General features: G+C 51.4%; 26 protein-coding genes. 18 read left to right on the top strand and 8 right to left on the bottom strand.

Annotation, left to right across the window (positions count from 1 at the left end):
- The first annotated feature begins 228 nt into the window (after positions 1–228).
- The 3 genes from QLH52_RS05045 (at position 229) to QLH52_RS05055 (ending at position 3,665) form a co-directional block, all read left to right on the top strand.
- Positions 229–1,584 (top strand): (Fe-S)-binding protein, encoded by a 1,356-nt coding sequence (locus tag QLH52_RS05045; protein ID WP_205454283.1) that lies wholly within the window; start codon positions 229–231, stop codon positions 1,582–1,584.
- 4 nt (positions 1,585–1,588) lie between these two features.
- Positions 1,589–3,295, top strand: coding sequence for an ATP-binding protein (locus QLH52_RS05050; RefSeq protein ID WP_319960766.1), 1,707 nt, complete (start codon positions 1,589–1,591; stop codon positions 3,293–3,295).
- 178 nt (positions 3,296–3,473) lie between these two features.
- Positions 3,474–3,665 carry a hypothetical protein gene (locus tag QLH52_RS05055; RefSeq protein WP_033158664.1) on the top strand — a complete coding sequence of 64 codons (192 nt, stop codon included), beginning with the start codon at positions 3,474–3,476 and terminating at the stop codon, positions 3,663–3,665.
- A gap of 151 nt (positions 3,666–3,816) precedes the next feature.
- On the opposite strand, the gene QLH52_RS05060 is transcribed toward QLH52_RS05055, so the two are convergent.
- From QLH52_RS05060 to QLH52_RS05085, 6 genes are all read right to left on the bottom strand, one after another.
- Positions 3,817–4,329 carry a GNAT family N-acetyltransferase gene (locus QLH52_RS05060; RefSeq protein WP_319960767.1) on the bottom strand — a complete coding sequence of 171 codons (513 nt, stop codon included), beginning with the start codon at positions 4,327–4,329 and terminating at the stop codon, positions 3,817–3,819.
- A 77-nt stretch (positions 4,330–4,406) separates the two neighbouring features.
- Positions 4,407–5,108: a hypothetical protein gene (locus QLH52_RS05065; RefSeq protein WP_319960768.1), complete on the bottom strand. Its 702-nt coding sequence runs from the start codon at positions 5,106–5,108 to the stop codon at positions 4,407–4,409.
- 38 nt (positions 5,109–5,146) lie between these two features.
- Positions 5,147–5,674, bottom strand: a complete 528-nt coding sequence (locus QLH52_RS05070) for a hypothetical protein (RefSeq protein WP_319960769.1) — start codon at positions 5,672–5,674, stop codon at positions 5,147–5,149.
- Positions 5,675–5,854: 180 nt separating this feature from the next.
- Positions 5,855–6,136: an RnfH family protein gene (locus QLH52_RS05075; RefSeq protein ID WP_425257054.1), complete on the bottom strand. Its 282-nt coding sequence runs from the start codon at positions 6,134–6,136 to the stop codon at positions 5,855–5,857.
- Complete coding sequence (locus QLH52_RS05080; protein WP_201798987.1) at positions 6,126–6,563, bottom strand: type II toxin-antitoxin system RatA family toxin; 438 nt, start codon at positions 6,561–6,563, stop codon at positions 6,126–6,128. The genes QLH52_RS05075 and QLH52_RS05080 overlap by 11 nt, the downstream gene beginning before the upstream one ends.
- The gene (locus QLH52_RS05085) at positions 6,564–7,922 is read right to left on the bottom strand and encodes a sodium-dependent transporter (RefSeq protein ID WP_319960770.1); all 1,359 of its coding nucleotides are present in this window, start codon (positions 7,920–7,922) and stop codon (positions 6,564–6,566) included.
- A 99-nt stretch (positions 7,923–8,021) separates the two neighbouring features.
- Between QLH52_RS05085 and smpB the strand changes: the two genes are divergently transcribed.
- From smpB to QLH52_RS05155, 14 genes are all read left to right on the top strand, one after another.
- Positions 8,022–8,507 carry an SsrA-binding protein SmpB gene (gene smpB / locus QLH52_RS05090; protein ID WP_319960771.1) on the top strand — a complete coding sequence of 162 codons (486 nt, stop codon included), beginning with the start codon at positions 8,022–8,024 and terminating at the stop codon, positions 8,505–8,507.
- Positions 8,508–8,512: 5 nt separating this feature from the next.
- Entirely contained in the window at positions 8,513–9,079 is a 567-nt protein-coding gene (locus tag QLH52_RS05095) for an isochorismatase family protein (protein ID WP_319960772.1), read from the top strand.
- Positions 9,080–9,095: 16 nt separating this feature from the next.
- Positions 9,096–10,121 carry an FAD:protein FMN transferase gene (locus QLH52_RS05100; protein WP_319960773.1) on the top strand — a complete coding sequence of 342 codons (1,026 nt, stop codon included), beginning with the start codon at positions 9,096–9,098 and terminating at the stop codon, positions 10,119–10,121.
- A gap of 52 nt (positions 10,122–10,173) precedes the next feature.
- Entirely contained in the window at positions 10,174–10,935 is a 762-nt protein-coding gene (locus tag QLH52_RS05105) for a DUF2231 domain-containing protein (protein WP_319960774.1), read from the top strand.
- A 119-nt stretch (positions 10,936–11,054) separates the two neighbouring features.
- Positions 11,055–11,675 carry a phosphoribosylanthranilate isomerase gene (locus QLH52_RS05110; RefSeq protein WP_319960775.1) on the top strand — a complete coding sequence of 207 codons (621 nt, stop codon included), beginning with the start codon at positions 11,055–11,057 and terminating at the stop codon, positions 11,673–11,675.
- A gap of 5 nt (positions 11,676–11,680) precedes the next feature.
- On the top strand, positions 11,681–12,883 hold the full coding sequence (gene trpB / locus QLH52_RS05115) for a tryptophan synthase subunit beta (RefSeq protein ID WP_101052402.1): 1,203 nt from the start codon (positions 11,681–11,683) through the stop codon (positions 12,881–12,883).
- A complete protein-coding gene (gene trpA, locus QLH52_RS05120) occupies positions 12,880–13,683 on the top strand; it encodes a tryptophan synthase subunit alpha (RefSeq protein WP_319960776.1) in 804 nt (267 codons plus the stop codon). The genes trpB and trpA overlap by 4 nt, the downstream gene beginning before the upstream one ends.
- 24 nt (positions 13,684–13,707) lie before the next feature.
- Positions 13,708–14,649 (top strand): acetyl-CoA carboxylase, carboxyltransferase subunit beta, encoded by a 942-nt coding sequence (gene accD / locus QLH52_RS05125; protein WP_341850217.1) that lies wholly within the window; start codon positions 13,708–13,710, stop codon positions 14,647–14,649.
- A gap of 11 nt (positions 14,650–14,660) precedes the next feature.
- Positions 14,661–15,926 carry a bifunctional tetrahydrofolate synthase/dihydrofolate synthase gene (folC, locus tag QLH52_RS05130; RefSeq protein ID WP_319960777.1) on the top strand — a complete coding sequence of 422 codons (1,266 nt, stop codon included), beginning with the start codon at positions 14,661–14,663 and terminating at the stop codon, positions 15,924–15,926.
- A gap of 11 nt (positions 15,927–15,937) precedes the next feature.
- Positions 15,938–16,777, top strand: coding sequence for an SPOR domain-containing protein (locus tag QLH52_RS05135; protein ID WP_319960778.1), 840 nt, complete (start codon positions 15,938–15,940; stop codon positions 16,775–16,777).
- Positions 16,778–16,819: 42 nt separating this feature from the next.
- Entirely contained in the window at positions 16,820–17,338 is a 519-nt protein-coding gene (locus QLH52_RS05140) for a CvpA family protein (RefSeq protein WP_171695309.1), read from the top strand.
- Positions 17,339–17,350: 12 nt separating this feature from the next.
- Entirely contained in the window at positions 17,351–18,859 is a 1,509-nt protein-coding gene (gene purF / locus QLH52_RS05145) for an amidophosphoribosyltransferase (RefSeq protein WP_319960779.1), read from the top strand.
- A gap of 11 nt (positions 18,860–18,870) precedes the next feature.
- A complete protein-coding gene (locus QLH52_RS05150; protein WP_319960780.1) occupies positions 18,871–20,058 on the top strand; it encodes an O-succinylhomoserine sulfhydrylase in 1,188 nt (395 codons plus the stop codon).
- A gap of 89 nt (positions 20,059–20,147) precedes the next feature.
- Positions 20,148–20,726 carry a PilZ domain-containing protein gene (locus tag QLH52_RS05155; RefSeq protein WP_319960781.1) on the top strand — a complete coding sequence of 193 codons (579 nt, stop codon included), beginning with the start codon at positions 20,148–20,150 and terminating at the stop codon, positions 20,724–20,726.
- Positions 20,727–20,876: 150 nt separating this feature from the next.
- Here the strand turns inward: QLH52_RS05155 and grxC are convergent, their stop codons facing one another.
- Both grxC and QLH52_RS05165 read right to left on the bottom strand, forming a co-directional pair.
- Positions 20,877–21,131, bottom strand: a complete 255-nt coding sequence (gene grxC, locus QLH52_RS05160; RefSeq protein WP_033158647.1) for a glutaredoxin 3 — start codon at positions 21,129–21,131, stop codon at positions 20,877–20,879.
- Between the two features lie 38 nt (positions 21,132–21,169).
- Entirely contained in the window at positions 21,170–21,820 is a 651-nt protein-coding gene (locus tag QLH52_RS05165; protein ID WP_319960782.1) for a class II aldolase/adducin family protein, read from the bottom strand.
- Positions 21,821–21,874: 54 nt separating this feature from the next.
- Between QLH52_RS05165 and QLH52_RS05170 the strand changes: the two genes are divergently transcribed.
- Positions 21,875–25,246 (top strand): mechanosensitive ion channel domain-containing protein, encoded by a 3,372-nt coding sequence (locus tag QLH52_RS05170; RefSeq protein WP_319960783.1) that lies wholly within the window; start codon positions 21,875–21,877, stop codon positions 25,244–25,246.
- The last annotated feature ends 63 nt before the right edge of the window (positions 25,247–25,309 follow it).

Here is a 25,309-nt window from a genome sequence, read left to right on the forward strand (position 1 = left end):
CGCTGTGACAAATCGTTCGCGGCTTTCGTGGATTGTCGGTTTTGCTACAGCGTGCCGAGCAGAAAACCGGTGGGGAAATGTAACCATCGCGGCAAAGGCATGACGAATAAGAGCAACACATCCGCCAAACACTGAACGGAAAGCGGGATGCGTTGCGCTTATCCGTCCTATGCCGGTCCGACTGGCTTTGTTTTTGCTTGATCTAGGTTTTTATTCAGCCTGGTGCCTATGAAACTGTTTCTGGATTGGTCATCTTATGAAAACGCCGGGATGGGCGACGCCTATGCCGATATTCCCAAGCATGGCGCCGATTTCGCCAAGGCCGTGGCGGTGTGTATCGGCAGCAAGCAATGCGAACGGGATGCGAAAGGGGTGATGTGCCCCAGTTATAGGGTGACGCAAAATCCCGGCCTGTCGCCCGGCGGCCGAGTGAGAGCCTTGAAAGCAGCTTTGAACGCCGAAAACGACGCGGCTTTTTTCAATCCGGAACTGGCCGAAACCATGGCCTTGTGTATCAGTTGCAAGGGTTGTAAGCGCGAGTGCGAAAACGAAGTGGACATGGCCTTGATCAAGGCCGAGTTTCTGGCGCAGCAAGTGCAGCGCAATGGCTTGACGCTGCGGCGGCGCTTGTGGGCGGAGTTGCCGAAAATACTGCGTTGGCGCGCGCTCCGGCCCTTAATTCAATGGCGCAATCGCATGCCGCTGCTGGCGCGTTTAGGCGAAGCCTGGCTGGGCATCAGCGCCAAAGTCCGCTTGCCGGAACCTGCCGCGCAAGCGTTTCAGGTGCCGGCCCAATCCGAATTAAGTTTGCATCCGGAGTTAGCCGACAAACAAGTCGTGTTACTGGTCGATACCTTTAACTATTACTTCAACCCGGCTGCTGCAGAAGCGGCTAAAAAGTTGCTGAATAGCGCCGGCTACCATGTGCATATCGCGACGCCCTTGGCTGGTGATGACGCGGATCGTCCCTTGTGCTGTGGCCGCACCTACTTTTCCAATGGTCTGATCGATAAGGCCCGCATCGAAGCGCAGCGCATGCTGGCGGCTCTCGCCGAGCATGTCGCTGCGGGGCGCACGATCATTGGCTTGGAACCGTCCTGCATTCTCAGTTTGCGTGACGAATATTTAAAGCTGGGTTTAGGCGAACCGGCGCAAAAACTAGCGGAAAAGGTCTTGTTACTGGAAGAGTTTATCGTCCGCGAACAAGCCGGAAAACGCTGGCCTATAGAGTTTCAAGCCATCCCCGGCGTTAACAGTTTGCTGTTGCACGGCCACTGCCATCAAAAAGCCGTTGGTGCGATCAAGTCGGTGCGCAAACTTCTCAAGCAACTGCCGGATCTGAAATTCGAACTGATCGAATCGTCCTGCTGCGGCATGGCCGGCAACTTTGGCGTCGAAGCCGAGCATTACGATCAAGCCCAAGCCATGGCCGAGTTGGCCTTATTTCCAGCGCTACGTGCCGAACCTGACGCACTGCTGGTCAGCAATGGTTTCTCTTGTCAGCAGCAGATCGGCAATGGCGGCTTTGCCAAGCCCCTGCATTTAGCCGAAGTACTTTGTTTAGCCTTACCGTCACAGGATTGATGCCATGAAATTAACCATCGACAAACGTCATCTCGAACAACTGCTTAACGATCACCCCCGCTTGCAAAGCATCAATGAGCAATTGCGTTTTGGCACCAAGGCGCAAGTGCCTTACGATTTACTCAGTGAGGCAGAATTAGCCAGTCTGGCCGACATCTACTTGCAACACGGTGAAGCCTTACAACAGCAAGCGGCGCTATTGATAGCTTTGCAAGCGGCGCTGGCCGACAACAGCCATCGCTACAACGTCGATCAACTGGAAATGTTGTTGCCGGCTATTGCCAATTATTTATTGGAGGGTGGGCTGCGTGGTTGGCTATTTCATGTGCAGCCTTCCGGCAGAACCTTGGCTTATCTGATCACCCGCCTGGATTACACGCCACCAGGGGAGGAAGAAGCCGGGCGGATCTTGATCGAATTAAAAGCCAACACCAAGGGTAAAATCATGGTTGAGAGCCTCATCATTCGTTGCAAAGATCTGGCGAACAAAACCATCCCGGAGATTTTTGCCACCAAAGGTTATTTAAAAGAAACCCCGGAATTAATCGCCAGTTACGATGAGGCTAGCGCGCGGTATTTTGACTGGCGGGCGCGCTATGGCGAACAGTTTTCCGGGTGGGGTACCGGCGAATATGCCGAGGATCCAACCGCCAGCCATCGCAGCAGCGACTGGACGCGCAAGAATACGGTAGTCATGTCCTCGGGTGGCGGGATCTGCCGCTTGGTCAACGACGAAAATATCCTCAGCGAACGGGCTTTGAGTCTGGACGCATCCGGCGACATTCTGGGCACCTATCTGCGTAAAGCCGGCAAAAGCATGCGCTACGACAGCAAAACCGAAAGCGCCATGGAAGCCGCCAAAGCCGATGTACCCAAGGGTATGTTCACGGAAATGCCAGTGCATGGTTATATCCTGATGTTTCATCTGGAGTTACATCACCATGTCTGGGTACACGTCGACGATACCCAGCCTTATGTGTATCAGCCGGAGTTGAAACAAAAGCTGATCCTGCCGCCCGAACAAACCGATTTGATCGACATTCTGACCGCGGAAATGGACATGCTGATGGACGACATCGTCGCCGGCAAATCCGGCGGTACCACGGTGCTGTGTGCCGGTCCGGCGGGGGTCGGCAAAACGCTGACCGCCGAAGTGTATTCGGAAATCATCAAGCGGCCTTTATACCGGGTGCATTCCGGGCAGTTAGGTTTAAACGTCGCGGAGATGGAAAAAACCTTGAAGGACACTTTGATCCGTGCCCAGCGCTGGGGGGCTGTGATGCTGATTGACGAAGCCGACGTTTACATCAAAAGCCGTGCCGACAACTTAGCCTCTAATGCAGTGGTGGGTGTGTTCTTGCGGGTGCTGGAGTATTTCAACGGCCTGCTGTTCCTGACCACCAATCGGGTCGATGACATCGATGAAGCCATCATTTCCCGTTGTATCGCCATGCTGCGCTACCACGCCCCGGATCATGCGGACAGATGCAAAATCTGGCGGGTCATGACCGAGCAATTTAGCTTGCCGGTCAGGGAAGAATTGATCGACGAACTGGCGGCCATCTTTCCTGGCGCTACCGGTCGCGACATCAAGGGCCTGACCAAATTGGTCGCCAAGTTCTGCCAGCAAAAACAACTGGCGCCGGAGTTAGAGGTGTTCAAGCGTTGTTCGGTGTTTAGAGGCCTGGAGTTGCTTGACGAAGCCGCCTAGTTTGAAAAGCGGGTGTCTGATTTCCTCGAATAGGGGTGAATCACAAATACACTTAGTATTGTTACTGTTTTATTAAGTAAAACAATAAATTACCGCTTGCGTGTATTGTTGAATTTAAATAAGCCGATATAGTGAATGCGAGATTTCGTTTCGACCGATAAACGGTCCGGGAGGCAAAATGAAGATCGCTAAGATAGGAAATACCGGCATAGCTATGCTGATCGTTGTCATTGCCGGTTTGCTCGGCATATTACCGATGGGATTGGTCTTTTCCATATTGCTCTTTGCCGCATTGATGCGTGGTAGCGTGATGTTGATTGATAAAGCCATTGATAGCGGGGCACAAGCGAAGGAAATTGATCGGCATTAATGCCGGTTGGCATATTTGCCAATTGCTTAAAGTTTAGGAAAACTAATGGGTAGCGATGCCCGGCTTTACGGCTTTTATGCTGGGATTCGGGTTGTTCTTTCCTGCCTACGGAGCTGTTGGCGTAGCATCGGCGCTTCGGTTGAACGATCAGTTAGGCGGGATTTGTGCGGACCCTCACGAGCGCCCAGCGTTCATGGTCTCGCCAGCGGCCTCCGATCTTGAGGTATGCCGGCGAGTAGCCCTCTTTGCTGAAGCCGCACGAGCGAACCAGCGCAATTGACGACAAATTGCCTGGTTGAATGTTGGCTTCCAAACGGTGCAGCCGTAGCTTGCGGAAGGCATACTGGACGACCAGTGAGAGTCCGCGCTTCATGTGGCCACGACCCTCATATCCGGTGAACGCGAAGTAGCTCAGATAGCCGCTGCGAAACACCCCGTAGACGACGTTGGTGAGGTTGATGGCGCCTACTAGTTCACCGGTGCCTTTGAGGACGACAACAAACCCAAAGTGGTTGAGATTGTCAAAGCGAGCCAGGTAGCGAGTGAAGGTTGCCTCGTCGCAGGGAGCGGTAGCCCAGGGATGATGAAGTCGACGGCTGCGGTTAGCGGCAGAGACAAAGTCGTCCGCGTCCTGGGCAGAAACGGGCCGGATAGTGATTGGCATGGCGTCTAACGGTAAGTTAACCGGCGGCGCGCTTTTGCGCCGTCCCGATTGAACGTAGGATTATGCATGCCTTTCAACTAACGCCCTTTCCGCCTTACGAATTCGCATACCGGAATGGATGTCTTATCGGCGGCGACACGCTTGACGGTAACCTTAATAACCTTGTTGCAGCCGTAATAGCCGCCATAGGCCCAACTGCCAGAGCACTCTCTGCCAATAGCGTAGTCAGTGCCCTTGGTGTTAAATATCGGCATCCAAATAGGCGACCAGTCATCAGAAAGTTTCTCGCCGACGGCGAGTATTTGAGCAAACTCGGTAGCGAGTGTTTCCCTCTTAATCTGGTGTGCGCCCTTTACCCATTCCTCGTACTGAAGTGGTCGCGGATCTTTATTTATTAGCGCCATAAGTTGTTCTGTGTTGACCTTCCACGTTTCTAGTTGTCGCGGGTGTCTATCTCCTTGAAAGCCGTCTAGGTACACAATCGAATATGGCTTACCGGGTGCATGGGCTATCGATATGGTGGTGTAGCCATACTGGTTAACAGCAAGTTCAGTGAAGGGCGTTTTCGTAAGCTTTGAATTACCTTCCGTTCCCCACTTGAGCACGAAGCAGTCGTTATCGGTGAGAGGACACACATTGAAAGATGAATACATCTGTTGAAATTCTTGGCAAAGCCTAGGGCTAGTTGCATAAGAAGTCACAAGCATGTGCTGGCTTGTCTCCGCAGAGGCAGGGACAATAGCGCTTGCCAGAAGGAGAAATGAAATCTCAAGTTTCATAATACGCCCCAGCATGCAAACGTGGAGCTAATGGGCAGTTACAGACGGCGCATAAAATGCGAAGCATGCGCTGTTTGTAACTGTCCAGTGACGAGCGAAGCAAGGAAAGACCTTGAGCGACTTGTTATACGCATTCGTTTCATTATTGATTCCAGCTTCTTTTGCGCATAAAACTCCAGTAACTTTTGCCCAGTTTCAAAAATAGCCTTAAATGGCGCGTCTTTGAATTCGGATTTAAGCTTGGATAGTACGTCTTTGTTATTGAGCGACAAAGCAAAATCATGGCCAATCTGAGTAAGCCTTATTGGTATAGCTCCATAGTGGTAGCTGCCACTCAATGATTGAATTATTCCGATGTCTTTTAGGCAAAAGGCGCAGCCACTATCGGTTCCAATTAGCTGATTATCGATTGCCAACTCAATGTGAAATATAAATTTCTCAGTAAATTCATCATTTTCTATGGCCGGTAGATCCGATTTTATTAAATTCTCAATAGTGATTCTTGCTGTGTCAGCGCTTATAAAAACTTCTAGTTGTTTTGCCATGTAATCTAGGTCAACTTTCACGATTTCCTCCTTGCGTATAACTACAATTAGACATCCTAAATGACGCAAAACATTGCGTCAAAACGATGTCAAAAAGTTTTAAAAAATAAAAAATATCTTTTCATTTCAACTGTGTGTCTGCATTTAGCACTGCCTAAATCAAATTGGTTAACCATCAACAGATTACCCATACTACCCAGACTACTTTTGCAACCGCCCCCGCCTCGCATCCATCGGATTCTGCTTTAAAGGTCGATAAATCTCGACACGATCTTCGGCGCTGAGATTCTTGTCCAAATTACAAATTTGCCCAAAAATTCCGACCTTCTGCTGACCTAAATCGATTTCCGGAAACTCCCGCAAGATGCCGGAAGCTTCTATGGCTTGTTTGGCGGTGGAATTCGCCGCCAGGCTGATGGGAATAAGCAGTTGTCGATCCGGCGTGGCATAAGCCACTTCCACCGCTATCAAATCATCCGCCATACAAGGCTTTGGCTCGTTGGGTGAACGAGGTGACCATGGTGTTGCAGATTTGGTTGAACACCGGACCAAAGGCCAAATTGGCCAGCATGCCGGAGATTTCAAATTCCAGGTCCAGCGAGATTTTGCTGGCGTCTTCGCGTAACGGCATGAAACTCCAAAAGCCCTCTAACGAGGAAAACGGCCCGTCCAGCAAACTGATCTGGATTCGTCCGCCTTGATCGATCTTGTTACGTGTAGTGAAGGATTTATGAAAGCCGGCCTTGGCGATGTCGATTTGGCCTTCGACGATATTGCCTTCACGCTTCAATATTTTGCTGCCGGAGCACCAGGGTAAGAATTTGGGATACGACTCGATGTCATCCACCAGATCAAACATCTGCTTTGCAGAAAACTTGACCAAGGCGCTTTTTTGCACAACCGTGATCATTTACAGCACCCCGAGTACATGTAAGAAGACGATGAATACGGCAGCCGGCGCCACGTATTTAATCAAAAACTGCCAGGCTTGAAAGCCTTGCGCAGGCAGTTCCAACTCTTGTTCGGCATGGGCTTGTTTCATCATCCAGCCGGCAAACACCGCGATGCACAAACCGCCCAAGGGCAGCATCAAGTTGGCGGTCAGATAGTCCAGCAGTTCGAACAGATTTTTATCGAAGATTTTAAAGTCGGACCAAATATTAAACGAAAACACCACGGCCACGCCCAAGCCCCAGCAGGCAGTGCCGGACCAGGCACAGGCTTTTTGCCTATCGATATTTTTGTTTTCCACCAGCCAGGCTACGGTCGGTTCGATCAAGGAAATGGACGAGGTGAGGGCGGCGAAAAACAGCAGTACAAAAAACAGGACGCCGAATAACCAACCGCCACTCATGTGACCAAAGGCTAACGGCAGCGTTTGAAAGATCAAGCCCGGTCCGGTGGCAACTTCCAGTTGGTTGGCAAACACCAAGGGAAAAATGGCGATGCCGGCCAGCAAGGCTACGGCGGTATCCGCGCCGGCGATGAAAAATGTGGTTTTGGCAATCGACACATGACCGGGCAGGTAAGAACCGTAAACCATAATCGCACCCATGCCCAAGCTCAGCGTGAAGAAGGCGTGGCCCATGGCGGTAAGCACCGCGTCAGCGGTGATTTTGCTGAAATCGGGGCTGAATAGAAAGTGGATGCCTTGCGCGTAATAGCCTGATGCCATTGCATAAGCCACTAAAACGATCAGGATCACGAACAAGGCAGGCATCAAAAAGCGTACGGCTTTTTCCAGGCCGCCTTTTACACCGCGTATTACGACTTGCATGGTGATGAATATGAACACCGTGTGCCAGAAAATCTGCTGGATCGGGCTGGCCATCAAATTGTCGAATATCTCCTTAACTTCGTTGCCGTCGGTACCGAAAAAGCCGCCGAAAAAGGCTTTAAAAATGTAAGCCATAGCCCAGCCGGCAATCACGCTGTAATAGGCCAGAATTAAGAAACCGGCGATCATGCCCATCAATCCTAAATAGCCCCAGCGCGGATCGACTCTGGCTTCGGCAGCTAGGGTTTGCATGGTGTTGATCGGGCTTTGCCGGCCGCGGCGGCCCAGCATGATTTCCGCGATCATGATGGGTATGCCGATGGCTGCCACGCAGATTAAATACACCATCACAAAAGCGCCACCGCCGTTTTGGCCGGTGATGTAAGGAAACTTCCAGATATTACCCAAACCGACCGCCGATCCGGTGGCGGCCAGGATAAAGGCGAAGCGGGAGGACCATTCACCGTGGATGGATGGGGTTTTATCTGTCATGTTGGAGAGCCCTTGTGTTTTTATGTCGTTATTTAACGGGTGTGTGAGTAAAATATCAAAATTCACGTTTTCAGTCAGTTTAAAAATCTTCGCTACACAATGGCCGCCAAAAAATCCAAGAAGGACAACAAAGCCACCGATAACACGATTGCAGTTAATCGGCAGGCCACCCACGAATACACCATAGACGAGACTTTCGAAGCTGGATTGGTATTGGAAGGCTGGGAAGTCAAAAGCCTGCGCGACGGTAGGATTCAGCTCAAGGAAAGCTATGTCGAGATCAGGCGCGGCGAGGCCTGGCTAAGTGGTGCGCATGTGTCGGCGCTGTTATCGGCGTCTACCCATGTCAATCCCGACGCGGTCCGTAAGAAAAAATTGTTGTTACACAGACGTGAATTGAACAAATTAATCGGTTCCGTGGAGCGCAAGGGTTACACCTTGATTCCATTGTCCATGTATTGGATTAAGGGCCGCGCCAAGCTGAAAATCGGTCTGGCGAAAGGTAAAAAATTGCACGACAAACGCGCTGCGTCCAAAGACAAAGATTGGCAACGCGACCGAGCTCGCATCATGAAGCACGGCTAAGCTCGATGGCGACGCATCCTAATTTACTGGAGGCAGACAACAGCGTATTGCTGGTGGTGGACATTCAACAGCGTTTGTCGGCGGCGATGCCGGCTACCGACTTGCAACAAATGCTCTCGCACGGTCAGCGCTTAATGAAAGCCGCCGAGCTGTTGGATGTGTCGGTGTTAGTGACCGAGCAGTATCCGCAAGGGCTAGGGCCTACTCAAGCGGATATTGGCGAGTGTTTGCCTGGCAGTGCCCGGATTTTCAGTAAAACCGGTTTTTCTTGTTGCGCCGCGGACGGTTTCAAGCAAGCCCTGGCTGACACCGGTCGGCAGCAAGTGGTGATCATCGGTCAGGAAGCGCATGTGTGCGTGTTGCAAACCGCGCTTGAGTTGTTAAGTGCAAACTATCAAGTGCATGTGTTGGCGGATGTGGTTTGCTCGCGCCAAGTCCAGCACAAAGATTACGCCTTGCAGCGCATGCAGCAGCAAGGTGTTACGTTGAGTTGTCACGAATCCGTGTTGTTCGAATGGTTGCGGGATGCTCGGCATAGTCATTTCAAAACTATTTCGGCGCTTTTGCGTTAGTGCCACGGGGGGGTTAATGCTAAGGAAGGGATGGAACGCGGTCTTACTGGGACTGTTGCTGATACAAGGTTGTGCGGAGCCGCTGCCGCCGTTGCATACGTTTAGCGGTTTTGCGCAAGGGACCACTTACCATATCAGCTATTGGGCGCCGCAAGCCCTGGACGAGGCGCACATCACCGCTGAAGTTGAAAAGGTTTTCCTGGATTTGGATAAAACCTTATCCAATTACCGACCTGACTCGCTAATCGAGCAGTTCAATGCCAACGTTTCGACCGATGCTCAGCCAGTAGGCGAGGAAATCGTGGCTTTGGTTAAAATCGCGCAGAATGTCAGCGCCCTGAGCCAGGGGTGTTACGATTTGACGATCAAACCTTTGTTCGAGCTGTGGGGCTTCATGGGTGATGATTTGACTATTCCCGACGATGCAACGTTACAGGCCGCTTTGGCGAATGTCGGCATGGACAAATTGCAGCTGGTGGACGATAGCCATATATCAAAAAAACTGCCGAGGTTGCGTGTCGATGTGTCGTCGATAGCTCAGGGTTACAGCGTAGAGAAAATCAGCAATGCGCTGCAGGCGATGGGTATCCAAAACTACTTGGTGGAAATAGGCGGCGAGTTGAAAGCGCTGGGTAGCAAACCGGACGGCAAGGCTTGGCGGATTGCGGTAGAAAAACCGCTGCCGGGCGAACAAAAAATGCATAAGGTCGTGACCTTGCCCAAAGACAGCCCCATGTCGGTGATGACTTCCGGGACGTATCGGCATTATTTCGACGTCAAAGGTAAACGCTACAGCCACATCCTTGATGCTCGTAGCGGCGCACCGGTTAGTCACGATTTAGTGGCGGTCAGTGTATTTAATGAAAGTCCGACTATCGCCGATGCCTGGTCTACCGCTTTGTTATGCCTGGGGCAGGAAGAGGGGATGAAGCTTGCCGATGCCGAGAAATTGCAGGTGATGTTTATTCAGCAGCAAGGCACCGAGTTTCTGGAAAGTAAAACTAGAGCCTTGACCATGTCCACCCAAGTGACGATTAACTAGGCTTAGTTCTATCGTGGTAGTATCCGCGCAAAACTAAATCGGGGGAGATTTTATGTGGGGTCTAAACGATCACTTGACGTTCGCCGTGCATGGTGGCGGCGACAACGGCGGCGGAGTGGCCGGCGGGGTGGAGAACTTATTGTCCTTCCTGGAAATGCTGGTGCGGCAATCTCCGGCGGAAAGCTTTAATAGCGTGTTGCCCGGCATTGCCACGCTTCAGAATATTCATCCCTTGCTGGTGCATTTTCCGATTGCGTTGCTGACCTTGTTCTTTACATTGGATTTGATCGGCAGCTTGGCGAAGCGCACCGAGTGGCGGCAGATAGCCGGGGCGTTTTTGTATCTGGGTACTGTGTTTGCCGCGCTTACCGTGGCGGCGGGTTTAGTGGCGGCAGGGAGTGTTGCGCATGGCGGTGATGTTCACGAGATCATGGAGCATCATGAGCACCTAGGTATCTCGGTATTGAGTCTGGCCGCGCTGCTGTCAGCTTGGCGCTTGCTGAGTAAAGGGCTGATAGCCGGACCGGCAAACACACTGTTTTTATTACTGGCGGCGATTTTATCGGCTTTGCTGGCTTTTACCGCCGATCTGGGTGGGCTTATGGTTTATAAGCATGGTGTGTCCGTGCAAGCGGCAGATCAGGTCAATCGCGCGGCAGCACTGGCCCATGAACACGAGGGCGTTGCGCCGCAGAATTTGCCTGCAACGCCTGACGAAACCGAAATTGAAGATTTGAATCCGGAAGATACCCATCAGGATGAAACGCCGCATGGCCCTGCCGGTCATCATCACGACCATGATCATGCGCATTGACGCATGCCTGATGAGCCACCGGACGAAGGCTGACAAGGGTCAGCCTTTTTTTATTGGCGCGGACATGACATATCGGATACCTGTGTTATCCTACGCCGCCATTTTTTATGAGGCTTTCGATGCGTACCCGCGTTAAAATTTGCGGCTTTACCCAAGTGGAAGATGCGCTTTATGCGGCCAATTTGGGCGTCGACGCGATTGGGGTGGTGTTTTATCCGCCTAGTCCAAGAAACGTCAGTATTGAACAAGCCGCAAGCATCAGTAGAGCGTTGCCAGCTTTTGTTAACGTGGTAGCCTTGTTCGTCGATGCTGAGCCGGCTTTGATCCGCGAAGTATTGAATAAAGTAAGGGTGGATTGCCTGCAATTTCATGGCGACGAGCCTGCTGAGGATTGCCGGATTTACGATAAATCGTATATCAAAGCCATTCGCATGCAATCCGATACCGACGTCGTAGGATTGCAACAGCAGTACCACGATGCGGCAGGGTTACTGTTGGATGCTTATCATCCGGGCGTGCAGGGCGGCAGCGGTAGCAGTTTTGACTGGGATTTGATTCCAAAGGCCCGCAGTTTGCCGATCATTCTCGCGGGTGGATTGATGCCGGAAAATGCCGGGGAAGCGATTAAAGCGGTAAAACCGTATGCGCTGGATGTCAGCAGCGGTGTTGAGGCCGGGAAAGGCATCAAGGATGCGGCGAAAATGGCTGCTTTCATAAGAATAACTAATCAAGCGACTTGAGAACTATGACAGATAGATACGATATGCCGGATACCCGGGGCCATTTCGGGCCTTACGGCGGTATTTTTGTTGCGGAAACGCTGATGCCGGCCATAACCGAACTGAACGAAGCCTACCAGCGCTATATGCTGGATCCGGAGTTTATTGCCGAGCTGGATGCGGATCTGCGCGATTATGTCGGCCGGCCGTCGCCGCTGTATCACGCGGAACGCTGGAGCCAGCATCTGGGCGGTGCGCAGATTTATCTGAAGCGTGAAGATCTCAATCACACCGGCGCGCACAAGGTAAATAACACTGTTGGGCAAGCTCTGCTGGCGAAGCGCATGGGCAAGACTCGTATCATCGCCGAAACCGGCGCTGGCCAGCACGGCGTTGCTACTGCCACTGTCGCTGCGCGCCTGGGTTTGGAATGCGTAGTGTATATGGGCGCTGTCGATGTCGCGCGCCAAGCCTTGAATGTTTACCGGATGAAGTTGTTGGGCGCCACAGTGGTGCCGGTCGAGTCGGGTTCCAAAACTCTCAAAGACGCGCTGAACGAAGCCTTGCGCGATTGGGTCACCAATATCGACAATACTTTTTACATTATCGGCACCGTAGCTGGTCCGCATCCCTATCCAGCCATGGTCCGTGACTTCCAGGCCGTGATAGGCCGGGAAGCGCGCCAACAATGCCTGGATCAAGCCGGCAAATTGCCCGACGCCTTAGTCGCTTGCGTTGGTGGCGGTTCCAATGCCATTGGCTTGTTCTATCCGTTTATCGACGATGCCGGCGTGAAGATGTATGGTGTCGAGGCTGCCGGCGATGGTATCGAAACCGGTCGTCATTCCGCGCCGTTATCGGCCGGTAGACCCGGCGTATTGCACGGCAATCGCACCTATCTGATGGCCGACGACGACGGTGAGATTATTGAAACCCATTCGATTTCCGCCGGTCTGGATTATCCCGGTGTCGGCCCGGAGCACGCCTGGTTGAAAGATACCGGCCGCGCTCAATATCCGAATATTACCGACGATGAGGCGCTGCAAGGCTTCCATGCCTTGACCAAAATGGAAGGCATTATCCCGGCGTTGGAGTCCAGCCACGCGATGGCTTATACCATGAAACTGGCGCCCACCATGCGCAAGGATCAAATTATTATCGTCAACCTGTCCGGACGCGGCGACAAAGACATGCACACCATTATGCAACGCGAGGGCATCAGTCTATGAGCCGTTTAGCCAACAAATTTGCTGATTTAAAAGCCTCCGGGCGCAAAGCCTTGATCCCTTTTATTACCGCCGGCGATCCTTATCCGGAATTTACCGTACCACTGCTGCATGAAATGGTGGCAGCCGGTGCCGACGTGATCGAGCTAGGCGTACCTTTCTCCGATCCGATGGCTGATGGACCGGTGATACAACGCGCCAGCGAGCGGGCTTTATCACATCATGTCGGCTTGCGGAAAGTATTGAGCATGGCCATGGAGTTTCGTAAAACCGATCAGGACACCCCATTGGTGTTGATGGGCTATTTAAATCCGATAGAAATCATGGGTTACGAAGACTTTGCGAATGCCGTGCAGCGCGCTGAGGTTGATGGTGTATTGACGGTGGATTTGCCGCCGGAAGAATCCGAGTCTTGTGTTCGTATGCTGCGCGACCGCGGCATCGATCAAATTTTTTTATTAGCGCCGAACACCAATGCTGAACGGATCCAGAAAATGGATGCGGTGGGCAGCGGTTACTTGTATTACGTGTCTCTGAAAGGCGTCACGGGTGCCGGCCACCTGGATACCGCCGATGTCGAAGAAAAGTTGCAACTCATTCGCCAGAATACTGAATTGCCGGTTGGGGTTGGGTTTGGTGTTAAAGATGCCGATACGGCGAAAACCATTGCCGCGATTGCCGACGGCGTCGTGGTGGGTAGCGCGCTGATCAGTAAAATAGAAGCGAATCTCGATGATCCTCAGCAAGCCAAGCATGAGATCATCACTTTATTGAAATCCATGCGCGCAGCCATGGATGTTTAAGCTTTCAAGCGGAGACTACACCGAATGAGTTGGTTTGAAAAACTGGTTCCCTCTGCCATCAGAACCGAATCCTCGCAGAAGAAAACCACCGTGCCGGAAGGCTTGTGGAATAAATGTCCGCGTTGCGATGCGATTTTGTTTAACGCCGAGCTGGAGAAAAACTTAAGCGTTTGCCCAAAATGCGATCACCATTTACGCATTTCGGCGCGTAAACGCCTGAATATGTTTTTGGATGAAGACGGCCGTCAAGAAATCGGTGCTGGATTAAAGCCCAGCGATCCTTTGAAATTTAAGGACAGCAAGCGCTATAAAGACCGGATTAGTCAGGCGCAAAAACAAAGCAACGAAAACGATGCGTTGGTGGTGATGAAGGGCACACTTAAAGGTGTCGGTATCGTTGCTGCGGCGTTTGATTTTGGTTTCATGGGCGGCTCGATGGGTTCGGTGGTTGGCGAGCGTTTTGTGCGTGGCGTCAACGAAAGTTTGCGACTGGGTGTGCCGTTCATCGTCTTTACTGCCAGCGGCGGTGCCAGAATGCAGGAGTCTTTGTTCTCGCTGTTTCAAATGACCAAAACCAGCGCGGCCCTAACCAAACTGGCCGAAGCCGGGATTCCGTATATTTCTTTCATGACCGACCCCACCATGGGCGGTGTTTCTGCTAGTCTGGCGATGTTGGGCGATATTAACGTCGCGGAACCAGATGCCTTGATCGGCTTTGCCGGCCCGCGAGTCATCGAGCAAACCGTGCGCGAGAAGCTGCCGGAAGGTTTCCAACGTAGCGAATTTCTGCAGGAACACGGGGCCATAGACATGATCGTTGATCGCCGCGAGATGCGCGATAAAATAGCCAGCATCCTGGCTATTATGTGCGCCGGTAGCAGCAGTGCCGACGTGGTCGGAGTGATTGCCACCAGCGAGCCATTAAGCAATCAGGGTGAGAGCGATAATCTGCAGTCTCAGGAATAAATACGGTCGAAATGACACGTTTTGATTCGCTGCAAGCCTGGTTGGATTGGCAGGAAAAACTACATCCTCGGCCTATCGATTTAGGGTTGGGAAGAGTTGCTGGCGTATATCGGCAGCTTAATCCCGAACAAAAAAAACCGCTAACCATCACCGTTGCCGGTACCAACGGCAAGGGTTCCTGCGTGGCGTTTCTGGAAGCGATCTATCGGGCCGCGGGCTACCGGGTTGGCGCTTACACATCGCCGCATATTTTGCGCTATAACGAACGTATTCGTATTGATGGTGTGCCGGTCGAGGATGCTTTGATTTGCGATGCTTTTACCCGCATTGATGGGGCGCGCGGCGAGACCAGTTTGAGCTATTTCGAGTTTGGCACGTTGGCAGCCTTGGGTATTTTCGCCGAGGCAGATCTGGATATTCAGTTACTGGAAGTCGGTTTAGGCGGCAGACTTGATGCGGTGAATATTATTGACCCCGATGCAGCGATTGTGACGACGATAGCACTTGATCATGTGGATTGGCTGGGGCATACCGAAGAAGCCATCGGTCGGGAAAAAGCCGGCATTTTTAGAGCCGGTGTGGCGGCTATAATCGGCGATGCGCAAGCGCCACGCTCAGTAGTCGAAGTAGCCGAGCAAGTCGGAGCCATTGCGCTGCAAATGGACAGCGAATTCAGTTATCAAAAACAGCGCGATAGCTGGGAATGGCGCTCTGCGGATAAGCAAATAGATCGCTTGCCGGCGCCGGCGTTTAAGGGCGAACACCAATATCGAAATGCTTCCGCGGCGATTATGGCTATAAACACCCTACAGCCTTTATTAGCGGTCAGTGACGATGCAATTCGGCAAGGCTTGGAAAGTGCCCGGCTAGCAGGACGTTTTCAGTTGATTGCCGGCGCGCCGCGCATTTTGCTTGACGTCGGGCACAACCCGCAGGCTGTGCAAACATTAATCAACTATTTGTCTGAATACTTCCCCGAGATCAGAATACATGCAGTTTTTGCGATGATGCGGGATAAAGATATTGCCGGCGTATTGAACATGATGCGCGACAGAGTGACCACGTGGTATTTAGCGCCACTTGCTAATCCTCGCGCTGCAACTCCGGATATGTTAGAAACCATCTTTCAGCAACAAGGCCTGGATAATGTCCGTAGCGGTTTTACCGATTTTACCGAGGCATTTCAAACCGCCCGGCAAAATACCGGACAGGACGACTTGCTTTTGATTTTTGGTTCTTTTTTTCTAGTATCCGAATATTTATCGAAATTTTCTTAGAGGTGATCAGAATGGATCAAGAGTTAAAGCAGCGATTGATTGGTGCGGCGGTCATTACCGCGTTGGCGGCGATTTTCGTGCCGATGTTATTTGACGACCCGATTGACGAAACCGGCAAAAGCATCAATGAATTGAAAATTCCCGAGCTGCCTGCCAAGGCTCAGGACGTGGAAATCATGCCTTTGCCGGAAAAAGTTGAAGAGGTAGCGGAAACTTTGCCGGCCGAGACTGCGCCCAAACAAACGATCAAAGTGCTGGAAGAAGGCGAATCCGAAGCCGAGTTGGAAGCGCCCAAGCCGCAAGTTAAATTGACCGCCAAAGAGACTGCGCCGGCGCCACGGAGTCTGCCGGCCGCCAAACCCGCTACACAGGCGGCAGCCGTCGCGCAAGTCGATGAGGAACCCGCTGAAGCGGAAGACGTGCCGCCGGCAGTCCTCACTAAACCGAGCAAATCGCCGGTGCCTGCTGTCCAGCCTTTACAAGCGGTGAGCCCAACGCCGAAAGTGCTTAAACCGGTTAACAAATTACCTGAACCTAAAACAGAGGTGGCGGCAATTCCGGCTCAGGCACCAGTGGCTACCGCGGCCGGCAAAGCACCGGCTGCCGCTGCCGAGGACAGCAATCGCTGGTATTTGCAGGTGGGTACGTTCAGTCAAAAACCCAACGCAGTCAGTTTGCAGGATAATCTCAAGCAACAAGGTTTCGCCGCATCGGTTAGAGAAGTCGTCAGCGATAAAGGTACTGTGTTTAAAGTACGCATAGGGCCTATCGTTGATAAAGCCAAGGCCCAGGCGGTGAAGGCCAAATTGGCGCAAATTAACGTCAACAGTTTTGTTTCGGCGGACGAATAGCCCTTTGCCAACGTCGTTTTGTTTGATTTAGCCGGCTAGACCATGTTGGATTTTGTACCCTGGGCCAAGTTGCTGTGGGTGGATTACGTCGTCATCTCCATTATCTTGATTTCGGCGATAATGGGCCTACTGCGCGGATTTGTTAAAGAAGCGTTTGCATTGGTGCTTTGGATAGTGGCGGTATGGGTGGCAACGCAGTACTGCCGCGATGTTTCGGTATTGTTGCAATCGACCATCAGCTATCCTTCGGCCAGAATCGCCGCCGCGTTCGCGTTGCTTTTTTTCGCCACCTTAATTTTGGGTAGTTTAATCAGTTTTTTGCTGAGTCAGCTTATCGAGAAGACCGGCTTGACCGGTAGTGATCGTCTGCTGGGTATGTTATTCGGTATTGCCCGGGGGGCGGTACTGGTTTCCTTGTTGGTGATGCTGGCCGGGCTAACGCCGTTGCCGGAAGATCCCTGGTGGAAACAATCCCTTCTCATTCCTCCGTTCCAAGCCTTGGCGATGTGGTTGAAAACCCACATGCCGACCGGTTTGGCGGATTACATCCATTATCGATAACTTGGGTCTGCTATGTGTGGTATTGCCGCTATTGTTTCCAATCAAAGTGTTAATCAGGATTTATACGACGCCCTGACGGTACTTCAGCACCGGGGTCAGGATGCCGCCGGTATTGTCACGTGCGACGGTAGCCGTTTGCATTTGCGCAAGGATAACGGTTTGGCGCGGGATGTATTTTCCAGTAAACAAATGATGAAGCTGAAAGGTAATATGGGCATTGCCCATGTGCGCTATCCGACCGCCGGTTGCACCAGTTCGGCGGAAGCTCAGCCATTTTACGTGAACTCGCCGTTTGGTTTGACCTTGGCGCACAATGGCAATCTGACCAATACCGAAGAACTGAAATACCAGGTGTTCATGGACGATCAACGCCACATCAACACTGATTCGGACTCGGAAGTATTGTTGAATGTATTTGCTCATGAATTAGCGCAATTCGGCAAGCTGAAATTGACCGTCGACGATGTGTTTCAAGCAGTCCGTGCGGTTCACAAACGTATTCGTGGCGCGTATGCGGTGGTGGTGATGATCGCCGGCTTTGGCGTATTGGGCTTCCGTGACCCACACGGTATTCGGCCCATCGTGTTCGGACAACGCAAAACAGAGGATGGCACCGACTACATGATCGCTTCGGAAAGCGTGGCGCTGGATGTGCTGGATTTTGAGTTAGTTCGCGACATCGAGCCGGGCGAGGCCGTGTTTATCGAAGCAGACGGTCAGTTACACACCCAGCAATGCACCGAACTAGTCGATCACTGCCCGTGCATCTTTGAATATGTCTATTTTGCCCGGCCGGATTCGATTATCGACAATATTTCGGTGTACAAAGCCAGAATGCGGATGGGTAGAAAACTGGCCGAAAAAATTCAACGGGAGTGGCCGGATCACGATATCGACGTGGTCATTCCGATTCCGGATACCAGCCGCACCGCCGCCTCGCAGATTGCCCACGACCTGGGTGTGAAGTTTCGCGAAGGCTTTATGAAAAACCGTTATATCGGCCGGACTTTCATCATGCCTGGCCAAAAAATGCGCAAAAAATCGGTCAAGCAAAAGCTCAATGCTATCTCGCTGGAATTTGACGGCAAGAATGTGTTGCTGGTGGACGATTCCATCGTTCGCGGTACTACCTCGGAACAGATTATCCAGATGGCCCGCGATGCCGGCGCCAATAAAGTGTATTTTGCCTCTGCGGCGCCGCCGGTACGTTATCCAAACGTCTATGGTATCGATATGCCGGCTGCGCATGAGCTAATTGCGCACGATCGCACCGAGGATGAGATTTGCCAAGCTTTGGGCGCGGATAAATTAATTTATCAAGATTTGGACGATTTGATTGAAGCAGTCGGTAGAGGTAATCCTGAGATCAAGCATTTCGATACTTCATGCTTCAGCCACGATTACATCACAGGCGATATCGACGATGCTTATCTGGCGCGCATCGAAGCCTTGCGCAACGACAATGCGCAGGAATTGCGCAACAGCAGCAGTTTTATCATAGAGATGCAGGTTGCTAAGTAACAGGACCCGAGATGAGCGAATTTGATTGGCAAGATTATGCCCCGGAAACCTTGGCCATCCGCACCGGGCACAAACGCACTCACGAAGACGAACATAGTATTCCGATTTTCGCTACCTCCAGCTATGTATTCAAATCGGCTGAGGAAGCTGCGCTGCGCTTTACCGGAAAGCAACCCGGCAATATCTACTCGCGGTTTACCAATCCGACCGTCAGAGCGTTTCAGGAGCGTTTAGCTTATTTGGAAAAGGGCGAGCGATGTCTGGCGTTTTCGTCAGGCATGGCGGCGATTATGGCCGTGGGCATGGCGTTGCTGAAAGCCGGTGACCATGTGGTCTGTTCGCGCAGTGTGTTCGGCAACACAGTGCTGACCTTTCAGAATTATTTCGGCAAGTTTGGCGTCGAGACCGATTTCGTCAGTCTGACCGATCCAACTGCTTGGGAAGCGGCGATTAAGCCTAATACCCGGTTTTTGTTTCTGGAAACGCCCTCCAATCCCTTAATCGAAATTGCCGATATTCGCGCGTTGGCGGACATTGCCCATCGGCATGGAGTGTTGTTGGTGGTTGATAACGTGTTTTGCACGCCGATCTTACAGCAACCGTTGACCTTGGGCGCGGATTTGGTGGTGCACTCCACGACTAAATACATCGATGGCCAAGGGCGTTGCGTCGGCGGCGCCGTTGTGGCTAACGAAGAGTTGATCGAAAAATACGTATATCCCTATCTGCGCACCGGCGGCGCGACGATGAGCCCGTTCAATGCCTGGGTGTTTTTGGGCGGACTGGAAACGCTGGCTTTGCGCATGAAAGCACACTGCGACAATGCTTTTGAACTGGCCAAATGGCTGGAGCAGCAACCGGCGGTTGCCAAAGTGCATTATCCGGGCTTGGCCTCGCATGCTCAGCATGATTTGGCCAAACGTCAGCAAAGTCATTTCGGCGGGGTGGTCAGTTTCGAATTGCGAGGTGGCAAGGATCACGCCTGGCGGCTGATCGATTCCACACGCATGTTGTCGATTACCGCGAATCTCGGTGATGTAAAAACTACCATCACCCATCCGGCGACCACTACGCATGGCCGCTTGACCCCGGAAGCGCGCGCCGAGGCTGGAATCAAAGACAGCTTGGTGAGAATTTCGGTGGGTTTGGAAAACATCGATGACATCAAGGCCGATTTGCTTAACGGACTGACAAGTTAATGATGGTGCGGGTCGGTAAAGCCTGCTGTCGCGCCACGCAAATCCAAAATTAAGCTATCTTTGACCGACGTTATAGAGAGATTGCGATCATGTTTCAGGATAGAAAAGAGTACCGAAAAAACTTTAACGCGGAAGGCCAACTGTTTGTGGGTGGCGAAACCTTGCAACTGAATTGCTACGATGTGTCGCTGAAAGGCGCGATGGTCGAAGTCAGTCCTGGCGATTTGCTCACCACTATCCAGGATTTCGAAGCGTTGCTGAACGAAGACCGGCAAGCTGAAATATTTGTCGCCGAATTAATGTTGGCCGGCGAGGTGGATATTGTTTGGGTTAAAAGGGAACGCAACCGCATCATGATGGGCCTGGAGTTTCGGGATGTCGTACATAACGCCCACAAACTTTGGCGCAAGCGGTGCGGTTACCGCAAACTCGAAGCGTTTAAAGCCGAATTGTTTATCGACAAGGAGCGCTTCAACGTGGAAGGTGTGAATCGTTCGGTACAGGGTATGTGCCTGAAATTAACCGGTCATCATTCCTGTATTAAGGTCAACGCTCCGGTTAAGTTGTTGGCTGCTGAACTGGGATTGAGCGCTTTGGGCAAAGTGGTTTGGGTAGAGAGCAACGAGCTGACCACTCGCCTTGGTCTGCAATTGGTCATCGTTAAATAAAGTCAGGTTAACCCTCTTGCGCCGGTTCATTCGCTCTGGGGAGTTTTGGGCCAGACGTTAACGTGCACAATACGAATATGTATATCGCAGTTGGACTCATTTAGTTAGAAACGAGTCCAAAAATTCATGTCAAAACCCGTGCTGACCTGCTTAAGCGTTTAATAGCGGATCCAGTTCGTGGCTCATATCCAGCGCATGCAAATCATCAAACCCCCCAATATGCCGCTCACCGATATAGATTTGCGGTACCGTGCGACGTTTGGTTTTTTCCATCATTTGCTGGCGTAGTCCTGGTTCGGCATCCACATTGATTTCCGTATAGCCGACGCCTTTGCGATCAAAAAGTTTTTTTGCCATGGTGCAATACGGGCAGAGCTTCGCGGTGTAAATGATAATTTCCGGCATGAGAAAAAAATTAATAAATGCTAATGAATGAAGGTATTCTAAAGCGACGGCTGCTTTTGCTCAATAGTCATGGCCTTGGCGAGTTCCTCGATTAATAAGCAGGACGCTGCGGGTAAGGTCGCGCCAAACGCCACAATCCCGTCAGCGTGACCAAGCATGCTGAATAATCCAGTTTGTTGCAGTCTACCTGAGGCAAATAACTCGGCAACGGAGTTGGCCATTTCCGGGGTGCCGTAGGGCACGTCTGCCGCAGTAAAAGCCAGATTCAGCCGGTCGGTCTGCAACCACAACTCCGGGCAGTGCACATGTATCACGGCACCAATCGCCGGGTGTTGACGATAAACGCTGGCGTGGGTGAGTGCTTCCGAGGACGGTTGAGATAAGCCGCGCGACTTGATGGTATTACGCTCCGGCGATGCGCTTTCGATTAGCGCATAGTGTTGCTTGTTAAGAACCGGCAAGTGTCCGGTTTGTGTGCCGGAGATCAAAAACGCCTGACCACCGGGAGCCAAGCGTCGACTGATATTGCCAAATCCCAGCCCAGCGTATTTTTCGGCGATTTGCCCAATCAGCCGCAAGCGATAAAACAGGCTGCGCCAGGCGTTGAGTTCGCTGATATCAATGTCTGCCGAGAACTCGCCATGCTGATGATCAAGGCGATATTTAATAACACCTTCCAGTTCGCTCAATCCGTTTTCCATTCTTATAATGTGTTTTAAGATTTATTTTTATCCAACCAACGCATGAAACCAAATTTTTTAAGACCCGGCTTTACCTTTTGTTTGCTGTTTTTGTTGATCAGTTTAAACCTTGCCCACGCCGCAAATCAAAACCCGGCCAACAAAACGCTGTCGCATACCGATATACAGCAACGTATTCAAGTCATCAAAGATAAGCAGAATCTGCCTGAAGAACAGAAAAACCGGATTTTGGCGGCGTATCACGAAAGTGAAGATAACCTCAACGAATTGGAGGCGCAGGACGCGCAAGCCGAATCCTTCAAGCAGGCTTTAAACAGCCTACCGATAGAAATGAAGCAATTGGCAAGGCAAATAGCTGAGGCCGAGAGCAATTTAAAAAATAGGAAGTCTGAGAAGCTGGTGATTTTTCCGACGGATGAGTTGGAGCAACGCCTGCTTATCGAAAAAACCAAGCTTAGCGATTTAGACGCCGAAATCAGCCGTATCGAAGCGACTTTGGGCGAATTGAACAGTCGGCCGCAATGGATTCGCGAAAAAGTCTCCGAAATCAAGAGCAAACAGACTTCCAGTCAGCAGGAACAGCAGAGTTTGGCATCCAGGGCTGACGACAATCTTTATCAAAAAGAGGCCAGGCAGATACAACTGGATAGCCGGATTCGTCTGTTAAACAGCACGCTGAAAACGCTGGAATTGGAAAATCTTAGTAATCCCTTGCAACTGCAAGCTAACAAGGATCGTGTACATCTGTTGACCCTGCAACGGGAGCAGCAGAGTTTACTAATTGCTGACCTCGATAATTTCTTGCTGGAGCGGCGCCAACAGGAAACTGATAAAGAGCAGGCAGCATTATTGCAGGCCGAAAAGGACGCGGAGGGCAAACATCCGTTGATTCGGGCAGCCACGAAAGAGAACATGCAGTTCAACCGCAGTTTGCAGGAAATCAATAAAAACATGGAGCAGTACTCGCTCCAAAAAAATGAAATAGACGTTCGATATAAGCAGCTGGAGAAAGATTTTCAGAGCGCCGAGCAAAAAATCAGCCTGGCGGGCTTAAGTCCTGCTTTGGGCAATTTACTGCGCGAACAGCGCCGTAACTTGCCGCAACGTAAACAATACGGCACCTTGAGTGAAGAGGTTCAAAACCAGATTGCCTTGACCAGTCTGGAAATGTTCAAGTTGGACGAGGCCAAAAAAAGTCTGGCCGATATTAACCAAGTGTTGCTGACGCGCATTGCCCAATTGCCGGCGGAGACGGACGAGTCGGAAAGGCTACGGGTGCGTACCGAGTTACGCATGTTGTTGAACGACCAGAAAGACCTGGTGGCGAGACTGGCGGGCGGATATAACGACTACGGCCGGCTCTTGGGTGACGTTGATTTCAGTTTGCAGCAAATGTTGAGTATCGCCGATAAATTTAGCGGCTATCTGGATCAGCGTTTATTGTGGGTGCCTAGTGCGCCGGTTATCGACAAACATTATTTTCAGGAAATTTTTTCCTCATTGCTATGGTTCATGAGTCCGAGCAATTGGCTAGGTGTGGCGACGGCTTTTTGGGATGGCATCAACCATTTCCCGCTCCTGGTATTAGTGGGTTTGGGTATCGTAATACTCCATTGGCGTTTCCGGGTTCGAATCAAGCAGCAACTCGCCGTGCTGTTAGCAAAAAAAGCCATCAATCACAATTTTGGCGACATTGTTTCCAGTCTGCTTTATCTGTTATTGATGTCTCTTTACGGGGCCTTGTTGATGGCCTGGATCGGTGGCGTGCTGATATTGAACGCAAGAGCCGATTTTTTCAGTCACTCGTTCGCCGCCGGTTTAATCGCTTCGGCCTTGTCATTGTGCCTGGTGCAATTCTTCTATCGATTGTTTAGGCCGCGAGGTGTCGCGGATACCCTGTTCCATTGGTCGGATCACGCTATTTTGTTGTTGTACACGCAAATGAAGTGGGCCCGATTCATACTGGTGCCCTGCGTGTTTCTTATCTCAATGACCGGTAGTGATCTGTTCTCCGAACACAGTTATGCATTGGGCCGAACTGCGTTGATCTTGATGATGGCAACGATGGCCTATTTGTTTCACCGTCTGATGCACCCGCAGTCGGGATTGGCAAAGAACTGGTATTTGCAATCGGAAGGCTGGATTAGCCGCTTGCGCTATGTGTGGTACGCAATTGCGATTTTGGTACCCTTGGTAATCATCGGTTTTGGGGTGACGGGCTATTACCAAAGTGCGCTGGAACTGCAAGGCAAGTTGATAATGAGCTTGCGTTTGATCTTTCTCACCGTATTGTTCCAAGGCTTGTTATTGCGTTGGTTGCGCAATACCGAACGCAAGCTGGCGTTGAAGAATGCGGAAAAAAAACGCAAGCAGGTCGAGCAAGCCGCCGTTAGCAGCGCCAATCTGGAAGGGGGGTATCCTGTCGAGGAGCAGTTGCTGGATATTTCCAAAATTAATCAGCAAAGCCATAAGTTGTTGACCACGGTGGTCATGGTGATCATGTTGGTCGGTTTCTGGATGATCTGGAGCGATATTTTACCGGCTTTGACGGTATTCGATCAGGTGGTGCTGTGGCAACATATTGAAATGGTGGACGGCAAGGAAATATTAGCGCCTATTACCTTGATCAATCTATTGATTTGTTTAGTGTATAGCGGACTGGCTTTTATATTTGCCAGTAACTTTCCGGCTCTGGTCGATTTGATAACCGCCGGCAAGTTCGCGATGACCGCCGGTAGCCGTTACGCGCTGATTCAATTGGTGCGCTATTCACTGATTACCGTGGCCTTTCTGGCGATTGCCAACGAGCTTGGCGGTAGCTGGTCGCAAGTGCAGTGGCTGGTAGCTGCGCTGTCAGTAGGTTTAGGTTTTGGTTTGCAGGAGATTTTCGCGAACATGGTATCGGGTATTATTTTGCTGTTCGAACGGCCGATTCGGGTCGGAGACACCGTGACCGTCGGCGATGTCACGGGTCGGGTTAGCAAAATACAAATGCGGGCGACGCATATTGTCGATTGGGATAGAAAAGAGTTGGTAGTGCCGAATAAAACCTTTATTACCGATCAATTGATCAACTGGACATTGTCGGATACCGTCACCCGAGTGGTGGTGCCGGTCAGCGTAGCCTACGGCACCAGCGTGGCGATGGTGGAGGAAATTCTGGCGGATGCGGTAAAAAGCGTAGAGCAAGTGCTGAGCGATCCGGAACCGGTGGTAATCTTTATTGGTTTTGGTGATAGCGCCCTGCAGTTCAAAATTAACGTATTCGTCCGCGAACTCAGCGATAGGACGGTGGTTACCCATCGCCTGCACACGAAAATTTACGAAGCCTTGCTGGCCCACCATATCGAGATACCTTTTCCGCAGCGCGATGTGCACATCCGCTCGGTCGCAAAAGGGGTATTGAACGAATGAGGCGCGGTTTATTAGCCGATTTCAATATAAAGCCATTCTGTAATAAAATGGCCGCCCTTTGAA

It is taken from the genome of Methylomonas defluvii (assembly GCF_033949435.1).
Lineage (GTDB): Bacteria > Pseudomonadota > Gammaproteobacteria > Methylococcales > Methylomonadaceae > Methylomonas > Methylomonas defluvii.